17 protein-coding genes are annotated in these 17,594 nt (G+C 49.0%); 9 read left to right on the top strand and 8 right to left on the bottom strand.

The genetic code is table 11. The features are described from left to right. The first annotated feature begins 191 nt into the window (after window positions 1-191). The 4 genes from V5J77_RS25725 (at window position 192) to V5J77_RS25710 (ending at window position 3,240) form a co-directional block, all read left to right on the top strand. Entirely contained in the window at window positions 192-1,613 is a 1,422-nt protein-coding gene (locus V5J77_RS25725) for an AAA family ATPase (protein ID WP_338553629.1), read from the top strand. A 4-nt stretch (window positions 1,614-1,617) separates the two neighbouring features. After that, window positions 1,618-2,118 carry a hypothetical protein gene (locus tag V5J77_RS25720; protein ID WP_338553628.1) on the top strand — a complete coding sequence of 167 codons (501 nt, stop codon included), beginning with the start codon at window positions 1,618-1,620 and terminating at the stop codon, window positions 2,116-2,118. Between the two features lie 406 nt (window positions 2,119-2,524). Next, window positions 2,525-2,812: a putative quinol monooxygenase gene (locus V5J77_RS25715; RefSeq protein ID WP_338553627.1), complete on the top strand. Its 288-nt coding sequence runs from the start codon at window positions 2,525-2,527 to the stop codon at window positions 2,810-2,812. Window positions 2,813-2,826: 14 nt separating this feature from the next. Then, window positions 2,827-3,240: an organic hydroperoxide resistance protein gene (locus V5J77_RS25710; RefSeq protein ID WP_338553626.1), complete on the top strand. Its 414-nt coding sequence runs from the start codon at window positions 2,827-2,829 to the stop codon at window positions 3,238-3,240. 109 nt (window positions 3,241-3,349) lie between these two features. Here the strand turns inward: V5J77_RS25710 and V5J77_RS25705 are convergent, their stop codons facing one another. From V5J77_RS25705 to V5J77_RS25695, 3 genes are all read right to left on the bottom strand, one after another. Then, window positions 3,350-3,826: a hypothetical protein gene (locus V5J77_RS25705; RefSeq protein WP_338553625.1), complete on the bottom strand. Its 477-nt coding sequence runs from the start codon at window positions 3,824-3,826 to the stop codon at window positions 3,350-3,352. Beyond that, complete coding sequence (locus V5J77_RS25700; RefSeq protein WP_338553624.1) at window positions 3,816-4,241, bottom strand: YkvA family protein; 426 nt, start codon at window positions 4,239-4,241, stop codon at window positions 3,816-3,818. Before V5J77_RS25700 ends, V5J77_RS25705 begins: the two co-directional genes overlap by 11 nt. A 259-nt stretch (window positions 4,242-4,500) precedes the next feature. Next, window positions 4,501-5,121 carry an acetate uptake transporter gene (locus tag V5J77_RS25695; RefSeq protein WP_338553623.1) on the bottom strand — a complete coding sequence of 207 codons (621 nt, stop codon included), beginning with the start codon at window positions 5,119-5,121 and terminating at the stop codon, window positions 4,501-4,503. A 215-nt stretch (window positions 5,122-5,336) separates the two neighbouring features. Here V5J77_RS25695 and V5J77_RS25690 point away from each other — a divergent pair, with 215 nt between their 5' ends. The 3 genes from V5J77_RS25690 to V5J77_RS25680 all read left to right on the top strand — a co-directional run bounded on the left by V5J77_RS25690 (window position 5,337) and on the right by V5J77_RS25680 (window position 10,137). Continuing rightward, the gene (locus V5J77_RS25690) at window positions 5,337-7,037 is read left to right on the top strand and encodes a methyl-accepting chemotaxis protein (RefSeq protein WP_338553622.1); all 1,701 of its coding nucleotides are present in this window, start codon (window positions 5,337-5,339) and stop codon (window positions 7,035-7,037) included. A gap of 59 nt (window positions 7,038-7,096) precedes the next feature. Beyond that, window positions 7,097-7,387, top strand: coding sequence for a hypothetical protein (locus V5J77_RS25685; RefSeq protein ID WP_338553621.1), 291 nt, complete (start codon window positions 7,097-7,099; stop codon window positions 7,385-7,387). Window positions 7,388-7,608: 221 nt separating this feature from the next. Next, window positions 7,609-10,137 (top strand): glycoside hydrolase family 3 N-terminal domain-containing protein, encoded by a 2,529-nt coding sequence (locus tag V5J77_RS25680; protein ID WP_338553620.1) that lies wholly within the window; start codon window positions 7,609-7,611, stop codon window positions 10,135-10,137. Between the two features lie 78 nt (window positions 10,138-10,215). On the opposite strand, the gene V5J77_RS25675 is transcribed toward V5J77_RS25680, so the two are convergent. Then, window positions 10,216-10,935 (bottom strand): 3-ketoacyl-ACP reductase, encoded by a 720-nt coding sequence (locus tag V5J77_RS25675; RefSeq protein WP_338557076.1) that lies wholly within the window; start codon window positions 10,933-10,935, stop codon window positions 10,216-10,218. Window positions 10,936-11,060: 125 nt separating this feature from the next. Here V5J77_RS25675 and V5J77_RS25670 point away from each other — a divergent pair, with 125 nt between their 5' ends. Both V5J77_RS25670 and V5J77_RS25665 read left to right on the top strand, forming a co-directional pair. Then, window positions 11,061-11,993 (top strand): YafY family protein, encoded by a 933-nt coding sequence (locus tag V5J77_RS25670; protein WP_338553619.1) that lies wholly within the window; start codon window positions 11,061-11,063, stop codon window positions 11,991-11,993. Window positions 11,994-12,161: 168 nt separating this feature from the next. Continuing rightward, complete coding sequence (locus tag V5J77_RS25665) at window positions 12,162-12,668, top strand: effector binding domain-containing protein (protein WP_338553618.1); 507 nt, start codon at window positions 12,162-12,164, stop codon at window positions 12,666-12,668. A gap of 129 nt (window positions 12,669-12,797) precedes the next feature. Here V5J77_RS25665 and V5J77_RS25660 read toward each other — a convergent pair whose 3' ends face one another. The 4 genes from V5J77_RS25660 to V5J77_RS25645 all read right to left on the bottom strand — a co-directional run bounded on the left by V5J77_RS25660 (window position 12,798) and on the right by V5J77_RS25645 (window position 17,532). Continuing rightward, a complete protein-coding gene (locus V5J77_RS25660; protein ID WP_338553617.1) occupies window positions 12,798-13,631 on the bottom strand; it encodes a carbohydrate ABC transporter permease in 834 nt (277 codons plus the stop codon). Between the two features lie 26 nt (window positions 13,632-13,657). After that, the gene (locus tag V5J77_RS25655; RefSeq protein ID WP_338553616.1) at window positions 13,658-14,533 is read right to left on the bottom strand and encodes a sugar ABC transporter permease; all 876 of its coding nucleotides are present in this window, start codon (window positions 14,531-14,533) and stop codon (window positions 13,658-13,660) included. Window positions 14,534-14,723: 190 nt separating this feature from the next. Then, complete coding sequence (locus tag V5J77_RS25650) at window positions 14,724-16,016, bottom strand: extracellular solute-binding protein (RefSeq protein ID WP_338553615.1); 1,293 nt, start codon at window positions 16,014-16,016, stop codon at window positions 14,724-14,726. A 34-nt stretch (window positions 16,017-16,050) separates the two neighbouring features. Further along, on the bottom strand, window positions 16,051-17,532 hold the full coding sequence (locus V5J77_RS25645; RefSeq protein ID WP_338553614.1) for a DUF5605 domain-containing protein: 1,482 nt from the start codon (window positions 17,530-17,532) through the stop codon (window positions 16,051-16,053). Between the last annotated feature and the right edge of the window lie 62 nt (window positions 17,533-17,594).

Below are 17,594 nucleotides of genomic sequence, written 5' to 3'. Positions count from 1 at the left end.
TTTTCCTATATATGTATAACGTTTGTTTTGGGATTTTGTTGCTGGCGGGAGGTGACAGGATTGCGCATTGTAGGGTAATCCATTTATTGCTATCATATTAGAGTAGGAAGCATGTAATAATTAAAGCGTTATAAAGCCGCGCAGAACGGGCATATTTTATATTAAGAAGAGGTTTTGAGAGGGTGAGTGGATTGAGCAACCAATGGGAATTGAATGTTAAGGATTTTGGTCGTATAAAAGAAGCCAACATTATCGTTTCTCCTTTTATGCTGTTTGTTGGTAAAAACAATAGCGGGAAGACGTACTTAATGATGCTGCTTTGGGGGATTTTGACCGAAGCACGGGGGTTGATTAGGAAGCACCTTTCAGAGCATCCCGGCTACCATTCATTCATGAATACCCTCATGCAGGGGTTAGAGCAGGCAAATGAGGAGCAATATACTGTATTTGAGCTAAATGAAGCCGCTCAGGATGAGCTATTAAATATGTTTAATGATATTGTTAATGAGAACAAAGAACAGTTGTTGAATAAAATTTTCAGGTTTCCAGTGCGCGCGGGCAGCTTGAAGATTAGCAGAAATAATCAAATACCCTTCTATTCTAAATATAGAAAAGAGGTTCTACCTCGTGAAGATAGTATTACCTTAAATACTTTTGCTATAAAGAGCGGTATTACTTTTCAGATTGACTACAATAAAAAAGTGATAATAAGAGGATTTGCTCCCAGAGATGAGCAGTTATTTTTTAATACCTTTCTTGAGCTTTGTTTAGTGAACATGATATGTTCCGATTTTAATGTTGCTGCGCTCAGAACAGCTAGTAATGCACCACTTTATTTTCCGGCGTCCAGAACGGGATTTTTGCAAACTTATCGTGCCATTATTGGCAGTTACTTTGATAAGCAGCTGGAGGTTGGATCATATGTAATGGAAGGTAGCGAGAACAGTTTGCCGGATACAAGCGGTACAGAGCTGACGCTCCCTGTCGCGCAGTTTCTCAGCAGATTGCAAAGGCATGACCCGAATGAAGAAACCACAGCATTTTACCAGGATGAAATCCATTTTCTTAATTCGGAGCTGCTTGATGGACGAGTAGAAAAGGGAGCGGGGAATCAGTTCAGGTTTAAGCCAGGAGGCGGTGAGCAAGCTTATCCGCTCCACGTCACCTCTTCTCTTGTTGCTGAAGTTGCCCCATTATCTATTTTCCTAACAGCCAAAGAAGACTCTAAGCTTTGGATCATTGAAGAGGTTGAATCGCATTTGCACTCCGAGCTGCAACGGAGAATGGTACGCTTCTTATTTCGGCTAATCAATAAAGGGAAATCCATCTGGATGACGACACATAGCGATAATTTGGCACAGCAAATTAATAATCTATTAGCTATTGCTCAACATAAGCATAAAGATAAACTTTTGGAAAAGCTAAATTATACGGAGCAAGATATTATTAAGGACCTCTCAATCGTTAATGCTTATCAGTTTGAAGTAGTAAATGGCATTACAGAGGTTACGCATTTGCCGTTAACAGAGAATGGTTTTGTGATGGATACGTTTAATGATACGTTGGTCAAGCTAGTAACAGAAACGGATCTTATTCAGAATTTTACGGAGTGATAGCGTGGTCGACATCGGTTATGATTTAAGCCGGGTGAATGGAGCATATTATGAAGTATTGTCCAATCGTTTCACTTTGCGAGAAGAGGCGGAAGATGGTGCTGCTGAACTGGAAATCTATTTTACAGCCCAAGCGGATAAACAATATATAAGGTTGCTTAAAGAGCATGATCATATTCTTACTTATACAGAGAATCGAAAATGTGCGGATGGCATCATATTGGAGTGGAATTTAGTCGGCTCGTGTAATCGCGGGGCAAAGGTTTACATTATTGAGTTGAAAACAGGGATAGGGGTCAACACCTGGAAAAAGGTGAAAAAGCAGTTTCAGGGAGCCACTTTTCGCGCGCTTGCATTTGCTTCAACGATCGGCGTGGGGCCTGTCGAACAGATTTATTATTTTACTGCATTTACGGAAGATCGACAGATGAAGAAGTCACAGGATATGCTGGAAAAACAGAAAAGAATTACAGGCATTGCGGCATCCAAAAGGCTGTGGGTATAAATCCAGAAGAGATTGAAGAATGGAACAGCAAGACATTGAAGTTGTTTCCTGAGCAGCAGGTGGATTTTTCACATAATCCTGTGCTGCTTGAGAAGCAAGAAGATAAGAGTGCAGGCACAATAACGATTTAAACATTCAAGCTATTATATATTTGTATTTTCATATCGTATAGTTAAGTAAATTCCCGAGGAGCCTGTCACAGGCGTCTTGGGAATTTTTTTGCGACTGTAGTTGACAGCAACGAAACGTTACGGTAATATTGGTTTTATCAAATTAAATTTTACGCAATTTATTTGCAAGTCCACTTCATATTTAGCCTATAATACCAATTGCTAGGGATAGCAATTGCGAATTTGGGTAATAAGAAGGTAGGGTGCTGTAGTACAGTTCATGGAGGTAGGCACAGATGATTATTGTACAAGCTTTTCTGAAGGTGCAAGCGGAGGCTCGTGAGGCTTTTATCGAGAAGGCGAAAGTTGCAATCGCCGCGACGCAGCAGGAGCCGGGCAATATAAGCTACAAGCTGTATGAGGATGCAGAGCAAACAAGCCATTTTGTCCTACTGGAGGAATGGCGGGATCAGCAGGCTATTGATGAACATAATGAAACAGCGCATTATAAGGCATTTGCCCTATATACACGCGGCGTACTGGCGGCACCGCCAGAACTTAAAGTTTCCACACCAAAACAATAACGGAGGCGATTGATATGCAAAATTTATACACAGCAACAGTAACAGCAGTAGGTGGAAGAGATGGTCAGCTTAAATCCGAGGACGGCATTTTGGAATTAGCGATTCGTGCACCTAAGGAGCTGGGCGGCCCAGGCGGCGCCACGAATCCAGAGCAGCTTTTTGCTGGCGGCTATGCGGCTTGCTTTGAAAGTGCTTTGAACGTTGTCGCTAGAATGAAAAAGATTAAGCTTGAGAAAACTCAGGTTACCGCGCATGTCACGCTCGGCAAAGAAGACGATGGCGGCTACGGTCTGGAAGCGAAGCTGGACATTTCCGTAGCTGGCGTAGATGCGGAAGTAGCCAAGGAGCTTGTCGAAGCAGCGCATCAGGTTTGCCCGTATTCAAGAGCAACAAGAGGAAACATTAAAGTCGAACTGAACATCGTTTAAATGCAGAAAAACCATCCTTGGCGGGATGGTTTTTTTGCGTAAACGGGAAATAAATACTCAGCCAATAGCAAATAGCCATTAACCTTTATTAGCTTGAAATTTTCTTGCATTAGTGCCTCTGTTTGCGGGGGAGAAGTCCCAGCAGCTCCCCCAGCACCCACCCATAAACGGCATGGCCAGCGAGCCACCAGGTCCATGCGGCGCCGCTTCCGATGGAGGGCGTGCGATCGGACAGGAGCGTAGTCGGAAAAAGCGCCAAGCCGATCAGCAGGCTGATTGCAATGGCAGTATAGGTTTGCCGAACGACGGGCCAGCGAACGATTCCGAATAAGAGGGCTAGTCCGATGCCGACGAGCGCAGATACGACCAAGTGCAAGGCGAATTCTCCTAGCTCGGATAGTGCCAGCTCTTTCAGCAGCGGAATATAATCGACATTGAGCAGCAAGGTATAGACAGGCTGACCAGTCAACTGCTGAACAGCCTTCATAAATAAGCCGAGCAGTAAGCCGGCGCCTACGCCAGCAGCGGCTGCAAGGGCCAGCGTCCGAGCTGGACTGCTTTTGCTCCGTCTGCGTTTATTTCGCAAACCATTTCTCCGCCATCTCTGTATGGGCATCTGTCACATGGATGCTGATGCTGCGATAGGCTGCCCAGAACGCTGCTGCATCATCGGTATAGCCGATACCGAGCACGAAGTCAGGAATCAAATCAATCGGTAGCAAAATATAAGCAAGCGCCCCGATGGCAATAACTTTAGCTGAAGTAGGCGTATTCTCGTCAAGAGCGCAATAGTACATCGCGACGGCGTGCTTAGCAAAAGGTATTTTCTTGGCGTGCTTTTTAATTTTCCGCAGAAAGCCTTGCTTTACATACTTTTCCTGCTTGGCGGAGTCGCCAATTTTGGACGTCCACTCATTCACATTTGGCGTATCCTCAGGTGCCGTCTGCTGCTCCTGCTCATCCTTAAAGCGGTAAGGCTGGCCTGTAATCAAGTTATCCATTATCACTTTCCCCTTTCATTTATAAAATCCATCTATTGCGCAAACGTTTCATAACCTCAACCATTTGTCCTTTAATCCTTTAATCCTTTAATGCTTCACGCTTTAGTCCATTTAATCGTTAATCCATCATATCTTAAACCCGCAAACGCAGGCCTAAATGCTTATACGTAGTTATACCCAAGTTTGATTCGTTTTGAAAATAAATCAAAAAACCGTCCCTCGCTAATCGGTGCGGGAGACGGTTTTTTGATGCGAGCGGCTAAGCACGCGGCTTGAAAATGCCGAAAGGCTTGCCCATTGGCAGGAAGCTTCGGCCGAAATGAGCGTTCAGTACGGAAGCGCCGCAGCCATAAAGCGATACGATTCCAATGGCCAGCTCGGAGTAGGCGGCCAGCGTATGGAAAATTTCAGGTGCAACGCCGAAAGCGTCGAACGTAAGTCCTAGGAACAATAGATCAATTAGACAGAAAATGATCAACAGCACACGGTTCGCTTCTACTGCGCCAATCGTCATAAATAACGTAAATATGAGGTAGCCGGCGAATGCAAAGCCGAGCTGTTTGCCATCCACATCGCCTGCGAGCGCAGTGCCGAAGACACCCATTTTAAACATCCAGCTGGTTGCGACTGCAAACCAGAAAAACGCATAAGCGCCGAAGGCTGTCGTACCGAATGTATTGTTCCGCTTGGAATCTTGAATGCAAGCGAATAATTGGGCGAAAGCGCCCAGGAAGATAGCCCATGGGATAACGAAGCTGTAGCCCGTTGTAATACCGAGCTTTTGAGAGGATGCGACCAAGGTGACGATAGCTAGTCCGAATAGGCCGAGGGCGCTCGGATCAGCATTAATAATTTTGACGTTCGATGATTCCTTTTGCATATAAGCCTCCAATAATCCTGCGATTTCCTTTGTTTCATGCGTATTTGCCGACTACTAACGCACAATGAACTATTCTAACTGAATTCGAAACAAGAAGAAAGGGTATAATTCGTGTCAAAAAGTCGATATTTGTTGAATTTAGTTGTTTAGACTCGAATATATTGGTTTAATAGGTAAAGAGAACTAATACATAAGATAAAAGGGAGCGCTTTCATGTGGATATCAGAAAAAAACTGATTTCAGGATTTGCCATTGTACTATTGCTTACTTTAACTGTTGGTGGAGTAAGCTGGTTCCAGCTTACTTCTCTTAATCAGTCTTATCAGGATTTGCTAAGTGATCGCGTTCAGAAAATTATTTGGGTCAATAAGCTTAAGGAATTAACGATGAGTGAATTCAGCTACATAAGGGGTCATTTAATTACCGGAAGCTCATCCCAGTTAGATAAATATGAAGCGGCTCGCGTAGCATTTGCCGATACATTAAAGCAATTGGAGGCCGCGATTACGACGCAAACGACGATTGAATTAACGAAGGAGCTCAAGCAGCTGGAAGTAGATTATCATGCGGCAACGCTGGAGTTTATTGCAGCCAAACAACAAGATGATATGGATCAGGTATCCTTTTTGCTGGAAACAAAGGGCGTGCCAATCGCAGAGCGTTTTTTGAGTGCAGCTAGCGAGCTGGAGGAATATCAGACGAATAAGTTAAATGAAGGAAAGGCATCCCTAACGAAGCAGGTAGGAGAGGTGCAGACGATCATTTTAACCACAATCATCGTCGCTATGGTTCTTGGTATCGCGCTGGCCTTGCTTATTGGACATATAATTGCCCGTCCTGTACAGCGGGTGGCTCAGGCGGCGCGGGAAATTGCTGAAGGCGATTTGACTGGAGCCGACATTGTGCTGCGACAGAAGGATGAAATCGGGGCGATGGCTTTGGATTTCAACAAAATGAAGCATAATTTGCGGCAGCTGATGCTGGCTATTAATCATAATGCAATGGAGGTCGAAGCGGCCTCGAGGGAGCTGTCCGGAGGGGCGGAGCAGGCGGTAATGGCTTCCAACCATATAGCGGAGTCTGTACAGGAGGTATCAGAGGCATCCGACCAGCAGTCAGCTAGTATCCATGAGAATAAGCAGGCGATCGAGGAGAGCGCCATCAGCATTCAACGTATTGCCGATTCGGCGTCTGTCACTTCAGAATCGTCTGAGCTTGCCTTGCGGCAGGCAGAACGCGGAAGTGCGCTGCTTGGCGAGACGATTGACCAAATGAAGCAGCTTAACCTGACGATTGATCAATCCGCTGCTGTCATTTACGAGCTTGGCGAGCAATCGCGGGCGATTGAGGAGATTACACAGTTTATTCGCGAGATTGCCAATCAGACAAATTTGCTATCGCTTAATGCATCCATTGAGGCAGCACGGGCCGGCGAAGGCGGCAGAGGCTTTGCAGTCGTTGCTGGCGAGGTGAAGAAGCTGGCTGAGCAGACTGGGGAAGCGTCTGATAAAATCGCGGTATCCATTCATGCTATGGTGGACAAGGTGAATGGCGCAGTCGCTTCCATGCAGAAGGGCTCTGGCGAGGTGGAGACCAGCACGAATTATATGAATCAGACGGGCGAGGCTTTTAAACAAGTATATGCGGCCATTCGCACGGTAACCAGCCAAGTACAGGAAGTATCGGCATCGGCTGAGGAGCTGGCTGCTTCGACAGAGCAGCAGCTGGCGACCGAGGAGCAATTGGTGGTGCTGGCGAAAAATATTTCGGGCAGCTCTCAAAGTGTGGCTGCCGTTTGCGAAGAGCAGCTGGCATCCATGGAGGAAATTTCAGCTTCGGCCGAGGCGCTGAGCGAGATGGCGAATGTGCTGCGGGGCGAAATCCAGAGGTTTACTTTTGAGAAAGAGCAGGCTTAGCTGCGTTGGGGCTGTTGTGATACAATGGCAATAGATAGCCGATAAGGAGACGATGACAGATGAGCGAGCAAGGAAATGACCAAATCGACGAGCAGCAGCTGATTGCCTATATAACGAGCAAAGTAAAGGCATCCGAGGCGGATGTAAAGCTTGTCCTTAAGCATGAGATGACCTTCATTAACAATGCGCAGGAAAATGCTGCGGGCGAGGTTGAGGTCGACAGCGATGAGCTGGTCGATTATATTTTGAAGCAGCGTGATGTAAAGCTGGATGAGCTGTCCATAGAGACGATTCTTGATCTGGAAATGGAATATTTGATGGATCAGGGCGTAGCCGGCTACGTTGATTAAAGTGACGGATATATAGAAAGCTTCCGCCGTACCTTATTGGTGCGGCGGAAGCTTTTTTACTACCCTCTATGAAACAGACGGTGATGAAGCAATGAAATGCCATATTCTAGTCGCAATTGTACTATTAAATAGTCGTCTCATCGGTAGTGAGGGTGGATGCATATAGGTTATAGTCAAACTAATCTAATGCAGCACTTTTGAATAGAGAGAGGATGATAGCGATGAAGGGTGTATGGCATGGGCATGTGAAAATGGGGGAAGCCTCCACGCTGTTGATTTTTACGGTAGAGGAATGGGATGGCGTTTACCGACTTGCTGTGCATTCGGTACCTGGCATATACAGCTTTGAGGCAGGCGGCCTGAAAGCAGAGGGAAGCAAGGGCAATGAGCTTAAGGCGACCGGGCATCTGGCGATGCTTGGAGCGAATATGACGGTTCATCTTTTATTTGGAGAAACATCACTTACAGGTACGGTGAGCTTGCCGTTTGGCGGCCCCTTTCCGCTCGAAGGGAGGCAGGGACATCCGTCCTTTCGCAATGAAGCCCTATTAGCAAGAGCCGCCGAGGTGCAGGGCGGGGCAGTCGTAGAGCGAACGGATGCGGAAATCGCCGAGCAGGTAGAGCTGCTGCTGGAGCGCATGAGCGTAGAGGAGAAAATCGGCCAGATGAGCCAGGTTGGCGCGTCCAACTTTTCGTTTGGCGGCGATGTGGAGAGCGAGCCGGTTGAGGCGCTGATCGCAAAAGGGAAAATTGGCTCCATATTAGGCGCATTCGATATGAGTCAGGTGCTGGAGCTGCAAAAAATAGCAGTTGAGCAATCGCCGCTCCGTATTCCGCTGCTGTTTAATGCCGATGTGATTCACGGTTATCAGACGATTTTTCCGGTGCCGCTCGCTTGGGCGTGCAGTTGGGACATGGAGGCGATTCGCAAAGCCTGCGCAATCGCGGCCAAGGAGGCGGCCGCTTCCGGCATCACATACAATCATGCGCCAATGGTCGATGTTACGCGCGATGCCAGATGGGGCAGGGTAGTCGAGGGAGCGGGCGAGGACCCTTATCTTGGCGCAGCCATTGCCAAAGCGCAGGTAGAGGGCTTTCAGGGCGAAAGCCTGCTGGATCAGGATACAATGATAGCCTGCTTGAAGCATTTTATTGCGTATGGAGCGGCCGAGGCTGGCCGCGATTATAATACGGTCGATATTTCCGAGCGTACGCTGCGCGATGTGTTTTTACCGCCCTTCCGTGCGGGCATTGAGGCGGGAGCGGGATCGGTCATGAATGCTTTTAATTTATATGATGGCATTCCGATTGCTGGAAATACCCGCATATTGCGCGATCTGCTGCGTGAGGAGCTTGGGTTTGAGGGTATGCTCATCTCTGATTATGCGGCCATAGATGAACTGGTCGTCCATGGAGCTGCCGAGAACGGCAATGAGGCTGCGGCGCAAGCGCTGCAAGCAACGATGGATATTGAAATGGTGACGCGGCTGTATGAGGAGCATCTTCCCGCGCTATTAGCTGAAGGGAGAGTGTCTGAAGAACAGCTGGATGCAGCGGTGCGCCGAATTTTGACCTATAAATTTAAAATCGGCATTATGGATGACCCTTTCCGTTATGTGAGGCCGGAAGAAGCATACGAGCATTATTTATCAGCGGAGCATTTGGAGGCTAGCCGTGACGTAGCCCGCAAATCCATTGTGCTGCTGAAAAATAACGGCGTGCTGCCGCTTGCATATGGCTCCAAGCTGGCGGTAATCGGGCCGTTCGCGGCCAGCCGGGATTTGCTCGGGCCGTGGCAGTTTTCCAATTACGCGAGTGAAACGGCGACGCTGCTGCAAGGCTTGGCAGCGAAGGGCTTCACACCGGAGCAGCTGCTGTATGCTGAAGGCTGCGGCGTGCATGAGCCGTTGGCCGGAGGCATTGAGCGTGCTGTGGAGCAGGCGCGCAAAGCGGATATCGTGCTGCTAGCGCTAGGCGAGAGCAGCGATATGTCTGGCGAGGCGGCATCGCGTATGGATGTGACGCTGCCGGAAGCTCAATTGGAGCTGGCTAAGGCTATTGCACAGACGGGCAAGCCGGTCGTGCTTATTCTGACCAATGGACGGCCATTGGTGCTGGAATGGTTTGATAGCCACGTGGCTGCGATAGTAGAAAGCTGGTTCCTTGGCTCGCAAGCGGGACACGCTTTAGCGGATGTTCTTCTAGGCGATTACAATCCATCGGGCAAGCTGACGATGAGCTTCCCATACAAGACGGGCCAAGTGCCCGTGTATTACAATCATTATCGAACCGGCCGTCCGCTTACGGAGAGCAATCGCGGCCAGAAGTTTATTTCCAAATATATCGACGGCCCGAATGAGCCCTTGTACCCATTTGGCTACGGCCTCAGCTATACGACATTTGAATATGCAGAGCTGGCGCTTAGCCGCTTGGAGCTGCGAGCGGGCGACACGCTGGAGGTCTGCGTCACGGTGACGAATACAGGCAGCAGAGCAGGAGAAGAAATCGTGCAGCTGTACGTTCAGGACGTTCACGGCAGTGTCGTGCGTCCGGTGAAGGAGCTGAAAGGTTTCCAGAAGCTGTGGCTGGAAGCAGGGGAAAGCAGGAAAGCAAGCTTCACCCTTTCGGAGGAGCATTTGAAATTTACAACAGCTGCTATGCGCCATGAGGTGGAGGTCGGACAGTTTAACGTATATGTAGGCGGAAGCTCAAGAAAGACGCTGACAGCGGGGTTCGAATGGCTCACATAGCCGCAAAAAAAGACAAGGTGGGAATTGCTTTCCCTTACCTTGTCTTTTTTTATGCTTTATTTCCCAATAAAAATAACTTTATTGCGGATTCGTCGTCCAAATACCCGCCGTCTTAATAAAGACGCGTGGCGGCAGCGATATAGCGGCAAGCGCTAAAGCCGCAACATCCTCAGGCTGCATCATGCGGTCCTCATCACCGATTTTGAGCCCGGCTTTCGTAGCAAGCTCGGTATTGACCGTGCTTGGCGTCAGAGCTGTGACGCGAATATTGTGCTTGCGCACCTCCTGCAACAGCGATTCGGTGAAGCCCAGAACTGCGAACTTGGAAGCACAGTAGGCCGAGCCCGTTGCGAAGCCGCGCTCGCCCGCTGTAGAGGCCACATTAATAATTTCGCCGCTATTTCTGGCAATCATATCTGGCAGTACAGCGCGAGTCACATTGTAGGTGCCGAATAAATTGACATCCATCATGCTCCTCCACTCTTCTGGGTCCATATCCAGCACGGTGCCGAATTTGGCAATGCCTGCATTATTGATTAAAATATCAATGGGACCAAGCTGCTCGGTAATCAAGGCAACAGCTGCCTGAACCTCTTGATTAACCGATACATCTGCAGCCGCAAGGCTGACCTGTATCGAATAGCTGGCTTTCAGCGTATCGGCGAGCGTCTCCAAATCGGATGCTGTTCGGGAAATAAGTCCAAGGCTTACGCCCTCCTTCGCGAGTGCATGGGCAATCGCAAGTCCGATGCCTTTGCCCGCGCCGGTAATAATCGCTGTTTTTCCGCTTAGTGTCATCATTAATCTCTCCATTCCTTAGGTAAATCGCTTCTCGTTTCTCCACTTCATTATAAAGCTGTCAATAACCGGAATACAAATAAGTCCCAATAAGCGGGCAAATGCTGCAAGGCAGGGGGTTTCTTATGAAAATAGATCGTTTGCTCAGCATCGTCGTCCTGCTGCTCGGCAGGACGCGTTGGAATGCGACCGAGCTTGCTGAGCGTTTTGAAGTATCTATCAAAACCATTTACCGCGATATGGATACGCTGAGTCTAGCCGGCATTCCTATAGTCTCGCATCATGGCGCAGCCGGCGGTTACGAAATTATGGAGCAATACACGTTAAATCGGCAGCTTGCAAGCGCGAAGGAATGGAAGGCGCTGCTTGCCGCAGTGAAGGGAATCGCCGCAGCACTAGATGATCAAACCTATCATGAGCTGCTCGCCAAAGTGAATGCGCTGCTGCCTCAAGCTGCGTATGAGGAGCAAGCGAGGCAAGGAGAGGAGCTTGTGTTTGATTTGCAATCATGGGGTTCGGGACTGGATTTGAAGCCCAAGCTGGCGTTGCTCCAACAAGCGATTACAGAAAGCAAGGTGGCTTGTCTGCGTTATGCCAGCTCGGCGGGGACTGAAAGCGAGCGGGAGGTAGAGCCGGCAGCGCTCATCATGAAAGGCTCCGTCTGGTATGTGCAGGCGTATTGCCGGAGGAAACAGGGCTTCCGCATGTTTCGTTTGACGCGCATACTCAGCCTGTCGCTAAGGCTGGAGCGCTTCGAGCCGCGGCAGTCGCCGCAATTGGAAGGGCTGGTCTGGCGCAGCGACTGGGGAGCAGAACAGGAGACGCCGATGCTTCTGCACTTTCAGCCTCAGGTGAAGCATCGGGTATATGATGCTTTTCCAAGCCTGTTTATTACCGAGCTAGCGGATGGGAGCTTGCAGGTAGCGGGCGCTTTTTCACTCGATGAGTGGTTTTACGGCTTGCTGCTAAGCTTCTGCCAGCATGTTAAGGTGCTGGCTCCCGCACATGCTGCTGAAGAAGTGAAGCGCAGAGCGCGGCTTATTTTTGAAAGCTATTAAGTTAGCAGCCGCGCTGTAAGAGGGAGGCGACAGCCGTTTTATTCCGAGCCATATTGAATCCGGACATATAGCTGTCTTATAAGATGCGATAAGCTTTGGGTAAATCTAGGTAAGCATGGTGAATGGCTGGCACCTTAACCGCCGTGCTTACGGAAAAGAGGATATGACATGTTGAAATCCAAATTGGAGCAGCAAGGGAGCTTGAAACTGGCGGGCATTGGCGTTCGGACATCAAATCAGGAGGAAGCGGGGCCGAGTGGGCGGATTCCTGCGCTCTGGACACAGTATTTTCAGCTGGCGGGCACGTACTCCAATGAGGCTCAAGCGCAAGACGATTTTATATATGGGGTATATTTGGACTATGAAACGGATGCGAGCGGCGCTTATACAGCTTTCATCGGACACACCTATAATTTAGACCTGCCCATGACAACAGGGGCATCTGCTGCCGCAAGCCTACAGCAAATTGTTGTGCCGAGCTCTAAGTACCGGGTTTTTGAGACGAGGAGAGGGCCTATGCCGCAGGTTGTCATCGAGGCTTGGCAGGAAATTTGGGCCTATTATGAGACAGCTGCCGAGCAGCGGGCGTATACGGGTGATTTTGAGCGCTATGATAAAAATGATTATCAGGACGGGGAAGCTTCCGTTCGTATTTATATCGCCATTAAAGACTGAGCGCTAGGCTGTTACCGTCGGCCCGCTGGCAAAGGTTCAAGCAGCAGAAGCAACCGCAAAGAAACCGTTTCTCGGCAAAAAGGACAGCGTGAAGCTGCCCTATGCCGAGGAGACGGTTTCTTTTCCGGCCTAGCCCTTCACGGAGCCAGCGAGGCCGGATACGAAGTATTTCTGAAATGCGACATAGACGATGAGCACGGGCACAACCGAAAGGAGCACTCCCGCGTTCATCAGCGGGTAATTGGCCGAATATTGCCCTCGGAACGCCAGCAGTCCTGTCGTGATGGTACGCATTGAATCCTGTGTAATGAAAATCTGGGCCAGCAGAAATTCATTCCATGTCGCCATAAAGTCAAAGATAAACAGCGTGGCAATAGCGGGCATTGATAATGGAATAATAATTTTGAAAAATTTCCCCATGACTCCGCAGCCGTCAATCAGCGCAGCCTCGTCAATCTCCTTGGGAATGGTGCGGAAAAATCCGCGCAAAATCAAAATGCCGAACGGGATGCCAAAGCCCAAATAAATAAAAATAATGCCAGGATACGTGTTAACAAGTCCGAGCTTGTTAAGAATCATATTGAGCGGAACGAGCGTAGCCTGTATCGGAACCATCATGCCGATGAGAAACAAGGTGAAGACCCAGTTGCTTCCCTTAAATGCCATTCGCGTCAGAGCGAAGGCGGCCAGCGCTTCAATCAGAATGCCAAGAGGAACCTTTATTAGGGCGATAAACGCTGTATTTTTCATATACATGCTCATGCGTCCTTGCTCCCAAGCCTGCGCGAAATTATGCCATTGCAGCTTCGCGGGGAACATATAGAAAGGGCGTGTCAGCAGGTCGTTGCTCGACTTCAGCGCTGTAAAGGTAATAAACAAAACCGGCAGCAGAAAAATAGCTGCTAATACAATGATTAATGCATATTTCAGTGCCTTACTGACGGGATGAACGCGCTGTTCCATCGGATGGACACCATCCTTCCTCCATATTACAAATGCGATTTTTTAGTTGTGTAATAAACATAAGGGATAATGATGACCAGCGTAATGAAAACCAAGAACATGGAAATCGCTGAGCCTATACCAATGTTGGCGAATTTGAACGTCTGGATATACATCCAGGAAGCGAGCACATGGGTGCTTTCCGCGGGGCCTCCGGCTGTCATCGCGTAAATTAAATCGTATACCTTCATGGCGGCTACCATAGTGATGGCAACGACAATAACGAACGTTTCCCGCAGCAGAGGAACGGTAATAAAGCAGAACATTTGCCACGGCTTGGCGCCGTCAATCGTTGCCGCTTCATAAGGGTCTTGTGGAATCGTCTGCAGTCCGGCAAGAAACAGCACCATCGGTTGACCAACGCCATTCCACACCGCAGCCACAAACACGGCATAGAGGGCAAATTTAGGCTCCGCCAGCCAAGCCTGCGCCCAACTGCCCAGTCCAATTAGCTCAAACACTTTATTGAAGAAACCTTGCGTGGGGTTGTACATCCAGGTCCAAATCGTTGCAACGATGACCCCGGACAATACGTATGGGAAATAAAAAATGCCCCGAAACACGATGCGGCCCTTCAGCTTCTGATTCAATAAAATCGCCAGCATCAGGCCCAAGCCCATAATGATCGTCAGAGAGCCGAGCGTCCACAACAGATTGTTGGCGACCGCTCTTGGAAAGACGGAGTCGTGCAGCAGCAGATCGGTGTAATTGCTTAAGCCGACAAAGGTTTTCTCCTTCGCAACGCCATTCCAGTTAAAGAAGCTGAGATACAGGGTGTAGAGCGTCGGGATAAAGATAACGACTGTATAAATGAAAAGAGCGGGAAATACAAACAGCCAAGGCTTAAATACGCCGATTTTCAAGCTTCATTCCTCCTTGCGAATCAAGATGGAGCGGGCAAGCCGCCGCGCTCCATCGCTTGTTTCATTTAAAATATAAGCATTTATAAGTTTTGCACTTATCATTGGGCTTATATTTCTCGTAGTGAAACGCACTGCGCCGCCAAAAGGACGGCGACAGCCGTTTCACCTTGCAGCGCTTTATTGATGCAGCCTAGTCCTTTTTATTTTTAGCCTTATAGTCAGCAGCGGCCTTCTCAATGCCTTCAGCAGCCTGCTCAGGCGTCCATTCATTAAGCGCAACCTTGTCCTGTGCCTCAAATAGCTTCTGGGCAACCTCTTGCGGAAGCGCTTGGTCGGTAATGAGGAAGCTGCCCTTTGAGGCCATATCGAGCAGCGGCTTCAGGTGAGGCGTATTGTCCGAATAGTTGACATTAAGAGCAGCGGGTGCGCCATAAGTGTCAATGTATTTATTGACCACTTCAGCGCTAGTCAAATATTCACCTACTTTAATGGTGGCCGCAAGCGTCGCTTGATCAAGGTCAGCGCTGACTTGGAACATTTCGGCAAATACCGATGAACGGCTGGTAGGGAACTTGAACACATCAAAGTCATTGACGTTAAACCCGGCTGTAGCAATATTGCCATCCAGCCATGTTCCTTCAAAGTCTATTGCCGTAGTGCCCGGATAGAAGAGATTGACGGCTTCCGTTGGATCAAGAGCGACGTAGCCTTTAGGGAAATAGCCTTTATCGTTATATTCCTTGAGCTTTGCGAACGTTTGAACAACAGCCGGATCATTCCAAGAGGCCGTCAGGCTGTTCAGCTTGTCATGCAGCTCGGGTCCTGCAAAATGCTCTAGCAGTTGCTCCGTTAAACGCATCACATGCCAGCCATTTTTCCCGCCAAGCGAAAGCGGTGTAATGCCGCCATCCTTTAGCGTCTGCAGATGTGCTTCAAACTCCTCAAAGGTGGTAGGGGGAGCGGTAAGCTTGACCTTGTCATAGGCTACTTTGGAGTACCAGGTATCGACGGCGTTTAAGTGATACGGGATACCGGAAACTTTACCGTTATAGGTTCCCATATCAATAGCTGCTTGATTGTAAAGAGTGGACCAATTGTGATCCTTGGAAATTTGAGTCAGGTCGGCTGTAAGTCCATTTTCGGCATAAAAGGAGCCTAGAGAGCCGCCCCATGTAAACCACATGTTAGGCAGCGTACCTGAATTGGCCGCTACCTTTAGCGCCTCCTTCAGTGGATCTACAGCATATTTGCTAACCTCGATTTGAATGTCAGAGTTAGCCGCGTTAAAATCGGCGGCGGCGCCATCCATCCACGTATGCTCCGGCAAAGCCCATACCGATACGATGGTTTTCTTTGCACTGCCAGTGCTGCTTGTACCGTTAGTGCTGCCAGCCTCTGAATTTGTGCCGTTGCTGGAAGAGCAGCCAGCTGCAATAAGCGCGATGATGAGTAAACTAACAAGAGCTTGCCATCTTTTTGTCATGTGAATCCCCCTCAAATGATTGATTAAATCGTAGTTAAATTTTGCGGATACGCAGCGCTTGATAAGGAATGCCGGGCAGCGGAACGCTGCATTCTCCCGTAAATTCTCCCTCTAGCGGCGATATGGACATCTCCCAAGTATCAATTAAATCAATGCGGAATGCTGCGCCTTCCGGGAGCGTTAAGCTGCGGAACGCAGGGCGGCTGGTGCCCAAATAAATCAAATAATATTCGCCTTCCACGCATCCGGCAAAAGCATCCCATTTGAAATTAATGCGGCTCGTATCGAGTCGTGGCCCTTCCTCCATCATCCGGCGCAGAAATGCAATGCGCTCCGCGCTGCGTCCATGCAGCTCTCCTCCATGCGACCACCAAATAATATCGTCTGCGTGGACATACGTCTCGCCATGAGTGACATAGCCGCCTTGGGCCATCCCTTCCCAGAAGCATTCGACCATGCGCTCCGCGGTAATATTGCCCCAGCCGTGATTCAGATTGCCTTCATAGCGGCATTCATCAATGACAATCGGCTTGCGGTAAAGCTCGCGCCATTCTGTTACAAAATTCAAGTCGGCATGCTGAATGCTGGCATGTGTGACCCAAGGCTTGCCATGGTCATACCAGTGCAGATTGCTTCTATAGTGGATTTCTGGATTGTGCCAGTTATGAATGGAGCGAAGATGCTGATAAGGATCATGCTCCTGAAGGATGCGGAAAAACCGATCCCAATCCGTCATCTTCTTCTCGAACATGAGGTCGTATTCATTGGCAAGCGACCACCATATGTTGCGGAAGGAGGCGAGCCGCGCTATTGCATAGCGCAAATAATAATCGTCGGATTCAGCGGACATGCGCGAGAAGCCCCAGCGGTCATAGGGATGGAACAAAATCAAATCCGCTTCAATGCCTAGAGCCTGCAATTGCTCCAGCTGGGATTCCAGACGGCGCCAGAAATCGGGATTAAAAGTCTCCCAATCAAAGCCCTCCTGCAAGGAGCCTGCAAAAGCAAAATGTTCAGGCTCGCTCGCGTTATAATCATAATGCTTCGGGAATACGCACATTCTAATTTTATTGAACGGCGCTTGGCTCAGCGAGCGCAGCGTTTGCTGTTCAAGCTGCTCCCCCTGATGGTTCCATACATAAGCGGTCGTTCCAACCGGATAGAAGGGCGTGCCATCGGCATAGCTGAAATGATACATTTGATCCACTTTCACAGGCCCATGATTATCGGCTGACGTGGGAGCGGTGCAGATAAGCGTTCCTGTCAAGCCATCCAGCTGCGCCGTGCTGCTGCTCGTCGTGAAGGACCATGAGCCTATACAGTCCGGCATGAAGCGAATGACGTATTGTCCATCGCCATCATAGAAGCCGTCAACCTGAATGCTTCTATGCCCGAATTGGAATTGAGCGCTCAGCGCAATTTCCTTATAGGGATTTCCTTCCTGCGGCCCTTCTATGCGAAGCTCAAAGCGATTCCACTGCTCTGTCTCGAAAGGCTCTGTCCTTATGAGAGTCATGCTGTTCCTCCTTCTCTGATCATAAAAATACATCGTATTAGGGAATGGCTTCATTTTATAGG

This window comes from Paenibacillus sp. KS-LC4, from assembly GCF_036894955.1.
GTDB lineage: Bacteria > Bacillota > Bacilli > Paenibacillales > Paenibacillaceae > Pristimantibacillus.
This window is presented reverse-complemented; position numbering and strand designations above follow the sequence as displayed.